Genomic DNA, 13,421 nt, shown 5'->3' with positions numbered 1-13,421 from the left:
GCAGGTCTTTTTAAAGTGTATAGTCTTGTTTTGTTATGGTACTTTGATGAATATCTGGGTAAAATAAGGTCTTCCATCTTTATCCAGCTGGATACTCAAGGTGGTGTGGGTAAAATCCCCTTCCATCGCCTCCCTGTGCGAATCACTTTCTACCCATGCTTCCAAGGTTTTCTCCGCGGAAATGTAATATCTGGCTACATTTTCCGAAACACTTATGGCATTGGTCTCCTCGGCAACTTGGGATGCCCGTGAGTCAAAATTATCATGGCTAAGGATATTGTGCGCAATCATGTAATCCGTATGCGCTTCTGCATATTTGTAAGCCGGAGCACTATTGGCCAAGGTATTTAATCCAAGGGAATTTCGGTGCTGATTTATCAAAAGAACCAAATCTTCTTCCATTTGAACGGGATCTATGGTTACTTTTTCATTTCCCAGATTGGCTTCGGTGTATAGTTGTTCAAGTTCTTCTGTAGAAGACTTACTGCAGCTACTGATTACCAATAAAAAGAGTATGACCAGCGTAGTGCCAGAAAATTTTTTCATTTTTCGGGGTGTTTTTTCGGGAGTGTTCTAAGTTCCCTAGTGTTCTCACTTGCTAAAATAATGGACACTTTTTCCATTCGGATAAAATCTCCATGTTAGGGTCTATTATTACGTTGAAATACAGTATGCTGAGATGAACGACATTTTTTAGGAAATGCCCAATGCCACTTATCGATAAAAATGCCCCGTTTATATAATTTCTTCTGAGCTCTCCATTGGGTCTGAAGGGTTGTTTTTCTCCTCATCAAAAACAAAAGAGAAAACCAATGCACCAATTTCTTTGATAGGTTCGTAGAAAACAGATTCTTTTTTGGTTTCCTCGTTGATGAGTCCTAAGGGAGATGAAAGCTTTTCAAAGAAAATGAGGAACGCACCCAGGATTACGGCAACTTTTAGCACTCCAAAAATGCCCCCGGCAATTTTGTTCAAAAGCCCGAGCATGGCAAAATCGGCAATCTTGGTCAGAAACTTTCCGGCCAAGTTTACTACTATGATGATGGCAAAGAAGGTAATCAGGAATGCAGCAATTTTTAGGTGTTGATCGCTCCAATCGAACTGCTCGGCAAGGTAATCGCCGGTGATGTATGAAAAATGGATAGCACCATATATTCCCGCGATCAAGGCAATCAATGAAGCCAACTCAACAAACAGACCGTTTTTTAAGCCTTTAAAAAGGCCCCAGACCAAAAGAATACCGATGATAATGTCCAAAAAGCTCATACAAGGGTTTTAACAAATATAGAATATTGATTTGTACCTTTGGTACACTTAACAATTCATATGTCAAGAGACGATCAATTAAAGGAACGATGGAATTTTTTGGTGGAGAAACTCTCCGCACAATTTTCTGATGGTGACCCACTGGAATTGGACGGGATTGTCTATTTGGTAGGGGTTCAAGAACTGGGTAATTTTCATCGAAAGTTTAAAAAGGATGAGAAGGTCAACCTGATGCATATTGCCATTTGCAGGCTTTTGGAGCCTTATGGGTACTATGATTTTGATTTTTTTGATGACGACGGATGGCCACATTATACCATGAAGGAACAGTTACCACCGTTAAAGGCCGGTGAGCAATCCGTTTTAATGAAGGAAGCGCTGGTCAATTATTTCTTGGAAAAAGAATACATCACTTAAATGGAACTTGCCAAACCATACTACGCAGTGATTTTTTCTAGTCTAAGAACCGATGGGGATGAAGGTTATGCTCAAATGGCTGAAGAAATGGAAACTTTGGCCCGAAAACAACCTGGATTTTTGGACATTGAAAGTGCTAGGGACGGTGTGGGCATTACAGTGAGCTATTGGGAAAGTTTGGAAGCCATTGCCGACTGGAAAGCCAATATGGATCATAAACAAGCCCAGAAAAAGGGAATACAAACATGGTATTCATGGTATAAGGTCAGGATTTGCAAGGTGGAGCGTGAATACGAATTCAATAAATAGAAATATGGGCGAGAACATTGCTTTTTCCAACGTAGACAGAAAGAACAAACTGCAGAAAGCAGCCAAAATTACCTATGACCTCGTAGTAATTGGCGGGGGGATCACGGGAGCTGGTATAGCATTGGATGCTTCGTCTCGCGGAATGAAGGTGCTATTACTCGAAAAAGGAGATTTTGCCTCGGGTACCAGCAGTAAATCCACCAAATTGATTCATGGTGGGCTGCGTTACTTAAAGCAATTCGACTTTTGGTTGGTAAAGGAAGTAGGTTCCGAAAGGGCCATCGTACATAAACTCGCCCCACATTTGGTGCTTCCAGAAAAGATGTTACTCCCATTGATCGAGGGTGGTTCCTACGGAAAATGGTTGACGTCCATAGGTTTGAAGGTCTATGATATTTTGGCCCAAGTTTCCGGGGATGATAAACGACAGATGTTGGAGAAAAAAGAGGCCATGAAGTTGGAACCCCTTTTACCCAAAAAGATTTTGAACGGAGCCGGGTATTATGCCGAATACAGAACCGACGATGCCCGATTGACCTTGGAAAACCTAAAGACCAGTCTTCAATTTGGTGCGGAGATATTCAATTATACCAAGGTCACCGATTTTATGTATGAGAATGAAAAAGTTGCGGGAGTAAAGTTTACGGACGAGGTATTTGGAGATGAGTACAGCGTTTCATCAAAATATGTGATCAATGCCGCAGGCCCTTGGGTGGACGAACTCCGGAGTGTCAATCAATCCAAAAAAGGGAAGCGACTGCATTTAACGAAAGGAGTCCATTTGGTGTTTCCAAAGGAAAAACTTCCTGTGAAGCAATCCGTATATTTTGATATTCCCGACGGGCGGATGATGTTTGCCATTCCACGCGGAAAGGTAACCTACATAGGCACTACAGATACCAATTACAATTCCGATAAGGACCATGTGACCACCGAACTGGCAGATGCCATATACCTGATTTCGGCAGTGAATAACATGTTCCCCGACATTGAATTGGAGCTGGACGATATTATTTCTTCTTGGGCCGGATTGCGACCGTTAATTCACGAAGAGGGAAAATCTGCCTCCGAATTATCACGAAAAGACGAAATTTTCACTTCCGATACAGGATTGGTGAGTATTGCAGGGGGGAAGCTTACGGGATACCGAAAAATGGCCGAACGAGCTGTGAACCGTATCGCCAAAAAAATGGAGGAAGATCACGAGGCAAAACCGGAACATTGCACCACGGACAAGATTCCACTTTGTGGGAACGATTTTAAAAAGTTCAAACACGTAAAAAAATACATCGCCAAACTAGAGGAACAACTCCAGGCTGATGGATTTGCCAAATACGATGCCTGGTATTTAGTGACCACGTATGGCAAACAAGCCGAAACCATCTTGGAACTATATGCCAACATAAAAGGTAAAAAGACCAAAGAACGGATGATCCGGGCCGAGTCCCGATTTGCCATTGCCCACGAAATGGCATTGAATCCATTGGACTTTTTTATTAGACGAACAGGTCGACTTTATTTTGATATCGACAGCGTTCGTAAGTACAAGGAAGCTGTCTTTGAGGAATTCCAAAATGCATATAACTACTCCGACCAAGAAATGGAGACTTTTTCCAAGGAATTGAATGCACAACTTAAAGAGCATTCCGATTTTTCGTTGGAGCGGGAGTAATCCAACTTCTCCGTCAGCTTCTCAAACACCTTTTTCGGGTTTTTGTTCTTGTAAAGTATCTGGCACACTGCCTTGATAATGGGCGTTCTAGACTTCTTTTGCAGTTTGTCCATCAGCAAAGTGGACCCTTAACAAAGCATTGCTCTATCCGTCAATTCATAACAGCTATCCGTCAACCCAAAAAGGGGCATCTGTGGATTTTGGGAATTTTGAAAGATAAGTTTTACATAGCTTGACACCAATCTTACATTTTCGGCGCTGAAATGGGTAAGGGAAACATATTCTTAACCTATTAAATTTTTAGAAAATGAAAAGAGTGATTTTTGGATTATTGCTTCTGTTCTCTTTTGTACTATCAGCAAACAATTCTTATGAAGAGAAGGAACTGCTTACATGTGGAGAGTGGGCAGCTGGAGTACTTGAAGTTATTGAAAGTGAAACTAAATGTATGTCTGCTGATGATTACAATGCGGACTACAATAGTTTGGTAAACTATTGTGCCAATTATATGTAGTACATAATATCTATATCTAAAAAAGGGTGGTTTACCACCCTTTTAAAAAATTTTAAATGAAAAAAAAGTATTTAATAATTCTTTGTTTTACAATCATCGGCAATTGTGTCGAAGCATTTGCACAATCTTTAGAAGAAAAGTTAAAAGTTATTTACAAGATAAGAATCGAGTCCGACGACAATTCAAAACCGACTAAACACAGGGCTATGATTAAAGAACTCTACGAAGCCTATTCGGAATTGGAGTTTGAATTGGTGTCAAATGATAAATTAGGTGTTTATCAATACGATAAAAAGCTCGAAGTTGGAGATAGTGACATAATGTATAGATTGGCAGTTAATCATGGAGGGGGAAACTCAATTTACTACAGGAGCAAAGAAAAAAAAATAAAATACGTTCAAGATTTTGGAAAAAAAATAAATGTGCTCTATGACCCCAATGAACTTCATTGGGAAATAACTAAAGAAACAAAAAAAATAAAGGGTTATACCTGCTATAAAGCTGTTGGTTACAAAGAACAATATGATCCTGGACGAAAAAAAATGTTAACCTTTTCCCCTATAGCTTGGTTTACTCCAGAAATAAATGTGCCCTTTGGCCCGAAGGGAATTGACGGGCTACCAGGTTTGGTTTTAGAGGGTTCCATGAATGGAAAACTTTTCTTTTATGCCGATAAGATTGAAATCGGTGCAGAACTCAAAAATCAAAAAAAATTGAAGATGGAGAAAGGAGAAGAAATGAGTGAAAAGGAATACTTGGAACTCCTTCAGAAAATGAGGCCAATCCCTAATTAATAAGTTCATGAAAAACCAAATTGCTATATACATTGGTTTTATGATAATGAGCATCCAAGCTTTGTTTGCCCAAATTACAAGCGGAAAAATCCTCTACAATATAAACATGGAAGATTTTTATGAAGATGGGATAAATGATGGGAAAATATCGCCCGAATTGGGGAGGATGTTTAGAATGACCGCCGATGCGGCCAATAACATTCAGTTGGAGCTTCTCTTCAACCACGAGCAAAGCATTTTTCAACATCAAAAAGGACTCAGTATTTCGGATTATGAAGAATTGGATGATTTGGTGAAAATGCTCACCTCTGATGGAACTTATTATACTGATATAAAAGATGGGACCCAACTTTTACAGACTTTTTATGAAGGTAGGAAGTATAATGTAAAGTCAGAAATAACAAAACAAGATTGGACATTGACCAAGGAACAGAAACAAATTGGAAAGTTCGTTTGTTACAAAGCCATTTTAGATAAATCGGTAACAGGATTGAACGAGAATACAAAAGCATGGTATGCACCGGAAATCCCGGTTTCTTTTGGTCCAATAGATTACGTAGGTAACCTACCCGGCCTTATATTGGAACTAAAATTGCCCATAGCTACCTACACCACTAGCGAGATTAGACTAAACCCCAAAAAAGATATAAAAATAGATTGGCCAAATGATATTGACACCATGACCGAGGAAGAATATAAAAAGGAAGGGGATAAGGTTAAAGCGCGGTTGGATGAAGGGTGGTAGAAGTTCAGAGAACTCAGGGAAAAGTAAAAAACGATAGTATTTTAAAGCGTTTTCCTTTCAAAAAACTCAAAACTTGTCAATTCGTAAACTCAATGCCATCATCTATCAATCTAAAAGAAGCATCCGTGAATTTCTAGGGAATTGAAAGATAAGTTTTACATAGCTTCATATCAATCTTACAATTTTTGGCGCTGAATAGGGGCAGGAGAATCTATTTCTTAACCTATTAAATATTTTGAAAATGAAAAAAGTATTATTTTTTTTATTCCTGAATTGGACCATAGGGATAATAGCCCAACAAAATTCAGTAGAATTGATTTATAAGGTAAAACTTTTGGAGTGGGAAGTTCCCGAAGTATTGGAGGATATTTATAAAACTTCAAGAGAGAGGGTGAAATCTATAGAATTTATTCTTTTGGGAAATGGGGACAATTCCATTTTTTACAAGGAACAAACTTTGAAAAGTGAAGCAGATAGTAGTTTAGATATCGCTTTGTCTATTATTGAAACGGATGGAAAGTATTATACTAGTTTTCAAAAAAGTGTTGTTTTGGAGGATAAACCGGCTTATGGGGAGCAGTTTATTATTGAACACCCTATAGTAAAGGAGGGTTGGTTGCTTACAAAGGAAAGTAAATATATAGCTAAATACAGATGCTATAAAGCTACTACGACTTACGTTGTAAATAATAGCAAAGGAAGATTTGAATTCCCCGTTGTTGCCTGGTACACTCCCGAAATAAATTTGCCTTTTGGCCCCAAAAATTATTCAGGTCTTCCTGGTCTGATTTTGGAACTACAGGAAAAGGATAGGGTGTTTTATGCAGATAAAATAAGCTTGGGCAAGTTGGATGAAAAGCAACGAAACCTTATAGCTCCACCTAAAGGAAAAAAACCCATAACACAAGCAGAATTTGATGCCATAGGGGCCAAAATAGCCAAGGAACGATTTGGAGGAAGGTAATTTACATGAAATAGTCAATTGCATTGAGCCGATATTTTTTATTGATTTATATTCTTTGTTTTAGCTCCATCAATAAGTGGTCCAGAACAAATCGTGTTTCAATCCATAAATAGTAAAAATCAGATTTCATTTTATAGCTTTTTTACTTTCCTAAAATTTAAAAACTTCAATTCATAACTACCATCCGTCAACCCAAAAGAAGCATCCATGGATTTCTAGGGCATTGAAAGATAATTTTTACATAGCTTAACACCAATCTTACATTTTTTGGCGCTGAAATGGGTAAGAGAAACTGTTTCTTAACCTATAAATTTCAGAAAATGAAAAGTGCAATTCAAGTATTCATAGGTCTTTTGTTTTTTACCGTTTTTGCCCAAAGTGGAGAAACATCGGATATTGTTGTGGAGTACACCATAAAGTCATTAAGGGATATAGAGGAAATAGAAAGTGAAGAGGCACAAAATATTGTCAAAGAAACCATCTTGTTAATGGATGATTTTCAATTTGAATTATTGGCTAATAAGGATGTAGCTCTGTTCAAGATGAAAGAGCAATTGGTAAGCGACGATATACCAAAATACATATACAATATAGCAGTTGTATCATGTGATGGAGAGGAAGTGTGGTATACGGATAAGCGAAACAACACAAAGATTGTTGCAGAACAAGGCTCTGGTGAGCCCGTATGCTTAACCTATGATCAGGAAAACCAATGGGAAATAGAAGCCTACCAAAAGCAAATAGGTGATTTTAATTGTTACAAGGCCACAACGGTTCGTAAAGAAGGTAAAAGAACATTAGATGTAGCAGCATGGTTTACCACTGATATTCCATACAGTTTTGGACCTCTTGGGTTTAATGGTCTACCAGGTGTAATATTGGAATTAAGAATTTCATCAGTGGTTTACACCGCATCCAAAATAACACTCGATAAAAGGGAAAAAATAATTCAACCTAAATGTGTGTTTAAAGAGTCTTATGAGGGGTATTATAAGAGAATGGATGAGAGAATGAATGCTATAATAAACCAGGGTGATTGAAGCAGCTTACATTTCTGATTTTTTTATGTATTAACTGTGTGTTCGCACAAAATATCGTCCTGAGTGGAGTTATTTTGGATAATTCCAACACACCAATGGCCAATGCCAATATATTGGCATTCCCAAATAATGATGGCGAGAGCACCCAATTTGCCATTACCAACGATATGGGCGAGTATATCCTGCGCTTGGAAAAAGAGGTGGCCTACTCCATTGAGGTAAGTTATCTCGGTTACCAAAAACTTTTATTTGAGTATACTGCTTTGCAAAACGAAACCAAAGATTTGACAATGGTGCCCAAGACCAATGATTTGGATGAAGTAATCTTGGAATATAAAATCCCCATAGCCGTAAAAGAGGATACCATAACCTACCAAACCGATGCCTTTGTTACAGGCGAGGAGCGCAAATTGCGCGAAGTGCTCAAAAAACTACCAGGCATTGAGGTAGACCGAGAAGGCAATGTTACCGCCCAAGGAAAAAAAGTGACCAAAGTACTCGTGGAGGACAAAACCTTTTTTACGGGCAATAGCAAACTCGCCGTAAATAACATTCCTGCCGACGCCGTGGATCAAGTTCAAGTGTTGGACAACTATAATAAAATTGGCTTTCTCAAAGGACTACAGGATTCCGATGAACTTGCCCTTAACATCAAACTAAAGGAGGACAAAAAGAAATTCACCTTTGGCGATATGGAAGCGGGGGGAGGCATCAAAGATTGCTATTTGGCGCATCCCAATCTGTTTTATTACAGTCCCAAGACCAACGTGAATTTTATTGGGGATTTGAACAACATTGGGGTCAAAAGTTTTTCCTTTACCGATTACTTGGAGTTCAACGGAGGGTTTGGCAAGCTTATGGACGATATCGGCGGCTACTTTTCGTTAAGTAGGGACGATTTCTCCCAATTTTTGAACAATACGGATTTCAAGGCCAACACCAATCGTTTTGGGGCATTCAATCTTAGGCAAACGGTCTCGCCCAAAACGGATATCAATAGTTATGTGATTGCCAATAGCAGCAGTACACAAACGGAAACTAACACTTTGAATAGCTACAACAACTCCGATGGATTGTTGAATGAGGACAGAACCGAAGTCAATGATTTCGACAATTTCTTTTTGATAGGCAAGGCAACTGTGGAACACGAACCTAACCGCGATGAGAATATAACCTTGAATACCTTTGCAAAACTCACCAAAAACAAGGGCGATGGCATCATTTTAACTCAGAGTGAAGATCAAAACACGTTTTTCAATACCCTTCAAGATGTTTCCGCACTGGAGCTAAAGCAGAATGTGGAATACAGCAAACGATTTTCCCGGGCCCAGACGCTTAGTTTAGAGGCTTCCGCGGCCCATCAGAAAAACAATCCGCACAATGCCTGGGAAACAGACCAAGTATTTTTGTTGGGTTTAATTCCTTTGGAAGAAGATAATTTCTATCAAGTTTTTCAACAAAAAGAGACCCGTTCCACATCATTTGATTTGTTGATGAAGGATTATTGGGTGCTCAATAACTTTAACCATATCTACACCACTTTTGGTGCCAATGCAAAGTTTGATGCTTTTATAAGCGACGAAAGACAACGACTTTCCAATGGAACCCTAAATGATTTTTCGGAAAATGGCTTTGGAAACGATATTGATCATAGGTTCAATGATACCTTTTTAGGACTGGAATATAAATTCTTGGCAGGGATTTTTACCGTGAAATCAGGACTATTTTATCACAACTATATATGGGACAATGATCAAGAAGAGCTTTCGGTAAACAATAGCACCCAAGTTTTGTTGCCAACTTTTGATGCAGAGGCGGAATTCAATAGCAGTGAAAAAATACGATTTCGATACCGGCAACGCATGCAATTCCCGACCATTGATCAATTGGGACTCAATTTTATGTTGAGATCCTTTAACTCCGTAGGGTTGGGCGTACCCGATTTACAAAATGGAAGAAACCATTCCTATTCCCTGGGCTATTATAAATTCAGTTTGTTCCGAGGCTTAAACCTAAACCTGGGATTGACCTATAATAAACGAACCCAAAGTGCGAAAAACGCTACAGTATTGGATGGTATCAATCAATTTGTGACCTATACTATGTTCAACCAGCCCGAAAACTCCCTAAATGCTAATTTTGGTTTTGGAAAACGTATAAACAAGGTAAAACTTAGCATTGAAGGTAGGGGGAGCTATAACGAGTTTTTCCAATTGGTGAACAACAATGTTTCCAAAAACCTGTCACGTTCCATTTCTGCCACTGGAAAAGTAGAGACGTTTTTCGATGAATGGCCCAATATTGAGCTGGGATTTACACACAAACCTTCAGTTTATATCACATCTACGAATAAAAACACCTTTGCCAATTCTAGCATTTTTGCAAATCTGGATTATGTGTTTTTCAATGATCTTCATTTGAAAGCGGATTATGAAAGAACCGAATACAACAACGAGGGCCAAAACTTGACCACTATTTTTGATGTGGCCAATGCCTCACTCTTCTATCAACAAGAAGATAGCCCTTGGGGTTTTGAAATCTCTGCAAACAATCTAATTGATGTGAGGTTTAAAAGGCAGAATTCCTTTTCCGATTTTTTAATCAGCGACCAATCAACCGCCATAATGCCAAGGATTGTGATGTTTAAAATAATATACAAGCTTTGATCAATCCAACTTCTCCGTTAGCTTCTCAAACACTTTTTTCGGGTTTTTGTTCTTGTAAAGTATCTGGTACACGGCGTTGATAATGGGCGCTTTGGACTTCTTTTGCAGTTTGTCCATAAGGTCATGGGCGCTTTTGGTGGCATAATAGCCTTCGGCAACCATGTTCATTTCCATCATGGCACTTTTAACTGTGTAGCCCTTGCCGATCATGTTCCCGAACATACGGTTTCTACTAAAAACGGAATAGCCCGTTACCAATAGGTCACCCAAATAGGCAGAAGCATTGATGTTGCGTTTCATTTTGTATACGCGGTCAATAAAACGTTTCATTTCCCGAATGGCGTTGCTCATCAGCACACTTTGGAAGTTGTCGCCATAACCAAGTCCGTGGGCAATGCCCGCAGCAATGGCATAAATATTCTTCAACATGGCCGCGTATTCAGTCCCGATGATGTCATCCGATATTTTGGTGCGGATATAGTCGCTCTTTAAATGTTTGGCCACCATTTTGGCCTTGTCGGCATCGGCGCAGGCAATGGTGAGGTACGATAAACGTTCCAAGGCTACCTCTTCGGCATGGCAGGGTCCGGTGATCACGCCAATATTCTCAAAAGGGATTTCGTACTTCTCGTTAAAATGTTCCCCCACGATCCGTCCACTTTCGGGAACAATTCCCTTAATGGCAGAAAAAATGATTTTATCCTTCAAGGAAACCGTCAAATTCTGCAGTTCCCGATCCAAAAAAGCAGAAGGAATGGCAAAAATGAGCACATCGGACGCTTCGGCAACTTCATTAATATCGTGGCTCATCACCAATTGATCCACATCAAACTCCACCGAACTCAAATAGTTGGGATTGTGCCACTCCTTTTTAATATGGCGGATGGCAGAATCGCTGCGCATGTACCAATTGACCTGATCTAAGTTTTCGGTCAACATTTTTACAATGGCCGTTCCCCAACTTCCTCCTCCAAAAACTCCGAACGTAGGTTTGTCTTTCATGCATACAAATTAGTGTGTAAAACTAAAAAATAAATTTATCAGCTTATTATTAACTGATAATCAAATGGTTGAAAAATTTGGCACAGTGCTTGGTTTAGGTAAATAGAACTTTAAAACCTCGATTATGAAAAATAGAAAACTACTCTTTGGAATTTTGTTCATAGGCCTTTTGGCCAGTTCTTGCTATACCGAGGTTATTGTGGATGATGATTTGATCATAGAACCACCGATCAATACCGCCTTGGTTTTGGAATCGTACGACCTTTGGTATGTGGATATCAACGAGACCCGTGGAAACGGTGAAGTTCCTTTTTTACAACGTGCCTTTACCATTTCGTTTGATAGGGGAATCGTGTATGCCAACAACAACCTTTCCGGTCTGGGTAAAACAGGCAACGGATTGGGCATAGATGTAGGTGCTTACGCCACCTATAGCGGTCAAGTGGAAATAGATCACGATGCGGACGGACTATGGTTGCTGGAAGTGTTCGCTTTGGACAACAATACGCTGGAACTGTATGATTCCCGTTCGGACACCTCTTATATTTTGGAGGGATACCAAAGGAACAGTTTTGACTACGATATGGTGTTTTATGACAACATCCATTATTTTTTGCAGGAATACCAGGTTTGGGAGAAAACCTATACCAGTGAAGTAGGTGCCCTAAACGAATTTGATGAAGAAAACTACTTGCAGTTTTTTGACGATATCGGCGGATATTTCAGGTCTTCGGTAGATGCACAAGGCATTCCGCTTACCAACATACAATGGGATTATGAAGGTGATTACGAAGTATACGATGTGGCCAACGACGCCTCCCTGAAAACTTTAACGCTGGATTATGATTATTTGGGCAATGATTATTTTGAATTGTACGTTATCAATGACAGTACCATAGAGTTGTACCATGTATCCAGCGGAACGGTTTATGAATTTACAGGTAGGGGATACATACAATATTTGAAATCAGGTGACGGAACAGGTAAAAAACGTTCAAAGACCAACAACCCTGTAATGGACGTTACCCGTCAACGAAATATGTAAGGAAGAACAATTTTGTTCGACCATACAAACAGTTTTTTGGTTGGTTATTTAGTTAAGAATCGCCCTGGGCCGTAAAGCTCGGGGCGGTTCTTTTTTTAACGGTTTCTGTTTTTATAATCTGATGGATTTTCGCCACTGATTTTTTTAAAGGTCCGATTAAAATAGGACAAGCTCTCAAAACCGCATTCGTAACAAGTTTCGCCAATGTTCCTGCCCATCAACAATAAGCGTTTGGCTTGCGTAATGCGATACTGGTTCAAGAAATTGGTGAAAGTGCTCCCGGTGTTCTTCTTGAAATACCTGCAAAAAGCCTCTTTACCAAGGTTGATTGATGCTGCAATATCCTCCAAAGCTATTTTTCCGGAATAGTGCTCATCAATATAGGAATACACCTTTTGTAAACGTTCCTGTTGTTTGTTGGCCTTGTCGTTTATAATCGGGTTTTGGTGCAAAAGCGTGTAATCATCACTATTGGCCAAAAGTTTGAGCAACTGTAAAATTTCAAGGAATTGTTCAAATCGGCTCATTCCTTGTAATTGCTTCATAATGGCTCCCGCCGTTTCCTTGGTTTTATCATAAAAAGCGATGCCGTGCTGTGATCGGTCCAACAGTTCATACACATCTTCTAGTTCATCGATTTCAGTAAACACCTTCTCTTTAAAGGATGCGCTTATGTGCAAAACTTCTTTGTGATATTCTGTTTTGATACCGTGGTCAAAATTCAAATGGGGAATATTGGAACCGATCAAAACGAGGTCACTTCCTTTAAAATTGGAGATATGCCTCCCCACGTGCCGCTTACCGTTAGCACCTTCAATATAGACTAGCTCAAACTCGGGATGAAAATGCCAAAAAAAGAGATCGTTCAGCTTGGGGTTGTGCAATAAATGGAAGGAACTCTTATCATTGGGTTGTATGTTTTCAAGTTGAATTTTCATTGTATTGCTCAAATATTTTCAAAAATAAGCATTAAAAGTCAAAATAGTT

General features: G+C 39.3%; 14 protein-coding genes. 10 read left to right on the top strand and 4 right to left on the bottom strand.

What is annotated here, in order from left to right; all coding sequences use genetic code 11:
* Positions 1-33 precede the first annotated feature (33 nt).
* Complete coding sequence (locus tag J0X13_RS09330; protein WP_207071172.1) at positions 34-546, bottom strand: CAP domain-containing protein; 513 nt, start codon at positions 544-546, stop codon at positions 34-36.
* Between the two features lie 189 nt (positions 547-735).
* Complete coding sequence (locus J0X13_RS09325; protein ID WP_207028353.1) at positions 736-1,266, bottom strand: CvpA family protein; 531 nt, start codon at positions 1,264-1,266, stop codon at positions 736-738.
* A gap of 60 nt (positions 1,267-1,326) precedes the next feature.
* Between J0X13_RS09325 and J0X13_RS09320 the strand changes: the two genes are divergently transcribed.
* The 9 genes from J0X13_RS09320 (at position 1,327) to J0X13_RS09280 (ending at position 10,387) form a co-directional block, all read left to right on the top strand.
* Complete coding sequence (locus J0X13_RS09320; RefSeq protein WP_207028351.1) at positions 1,327-1,683, top strand: hypothetical protein; 357 nt, start codon at positions 1,327-1,329, stop codon at positions 1,681-1,683.
* Entirely contained in the window at positions 1,684-1,992 is a 309-nt protein-coding gene (locus J0X13_RS09315) for an antibiotic biosynthesis monooxygenase family protein (protein WP_207071171.1), read from the top strand.
* Between the two features lie 4 nt (positions 1,993-1,996).
* Positions 1,997-3,664 (top strand): glycerol-3-phosphate dehydrogenase/oxidase, encoded by a 1,668-nt coding sequence (locus tag J0X13_RS09310; protein ID WP_207071170.1) that lies wholly within the window; start codon positions 1,997-1,999, stop codon positions 3,662-3,664.
* Between the two features lie 307 nt (positions 3,665-3,971).
* Positions 3,972-4,178 (top strand): hypothetical protein, encoded by a 207-nt coding sequence (locus J0X13_RS09305; RefSeq protein WP_207071169.1) that lies wholly within the window; start codon positions 3,972-3,974, stop codon positions 4,176-4,178.
* A 56-nt stretch (positions 4,179-4,234) separates the two neighbouring features.
* Positions 4,235-4,972, top strand: a complete 738-nt coding sequence (locus J0X13_RS09300) for a GLPGLI family protein (protein WP_207071168.1) — start codon at positions 4,235-4,237, stop codon at positions 4,970-4,972.
* A 7-nt stretch (positions 4,973-4,979) separates the two neighbouring features.
* On the top strand, positions 4,980-5,717 hold the full coding sequence (locus J0X13_RS09295; protein ID WP_207071167.1) for a GLPGLI family protein: 738 nt from the start codon (positions 4,980-4,982) through the stop codon (positions 5,715-5,717).
* A gap of 241 nt (positions 5,718-5,958) precedes the next feature.
* Positions 5,959-6,681, top strand: a complete 723-nt coding sequence (locus J0X13_RS09290; protein ID WP_207071166.1) for a GLPGLI family protein — start codon at positions 5,959-5,961, stop codon at positions 6,679-6,681.
* A 320-nt stretch (positions 6,682-7,001) separates the two neighbouring features.
* Positions 7,002-7,721, top strand: a complete 720-nt coding sequence (locus J0X13_RS09285) for a GLPGLI family protein (RefSeq protein WP_207071165.1) — start codon at positions 7,002-7,004, stop codon at positions 7,719-7,721.
* A complete protein-coding gene (locus J0X13_RS09280; RefSeq protein ID WP_207071164.1) occupies positions 7,718-10,387 on the top strand; it encodes a carboxypeptidase-like regulatory domain-containing protein in 2,670 nt (889 codons plus the stop codon). Before J0X13_RS09285 ends, J0X13_RS09280 begins: the two co-directional genes overlap by 4 nt.
* Here J0X13_RS09280 and J0X13_RS09275 read toward each other — a convergent pair whose 3' ends face one another.
* Positions 10,388-11,389 (bottom strand): NAD(P)H-dependent glycerol-3-phosphate dehydrogenase, encoded by a 1,002-nt coding sequence (locus J0X13_RS09275; protein WP_207071163.1) that lies wholly within the window; start codon positions 11,387-11,389, stop codon positions 10,388-10,390.
* Between the two features lie 124 nt (positions 11,390-11,513).
* On the opposite strand from J0X13_RS09275, the gene J0X13_RS09270 reads away from it, so the two are divergent.
* Positions 11,514-12,434, top strand: coding sequence for a nicotinic acid mononucleotide adenyltransferase (locus tag J0X13_RS09270; protein ID WP_207071162.1), 921 nt, complete (start codon positions 11,514-11,516; stop codon positions 12,432-12,434).
* Between the two features lie 95 nt (positions 12,435-12,529).
* Here J0X13_RS09270 and J0X13_RS09265 read toward each other — a convergent pair whose 3' ends face one another.
* Positions 12,530-13,372, bottom strand: coding sequence for an AraC family transcriptional regulator (locus J0X13_RS09265; protein ID WP_207071161.1), 843 nt, complete (start codon positions 13,370-13,372; stop codon positions 12,530-12,532).
* Positions 13,373-13,421 lie beyond the last annotated feature (49 nt).

The organism is [Muricauda] lutisoli (nom. illeg.) (assembly GCF_017313105.1).
In the GTDB taxonomy this organism is placed as follows: Bacteria; Bacteroidota; Bacteroidia; order Flavobacteriales; family Flavobacteriaceae; genus Flagellimonas; species Flagellimonas lutisoli.
This window is presented reverse-complemented; position numbering and strand designations above follow the sequence as displayed.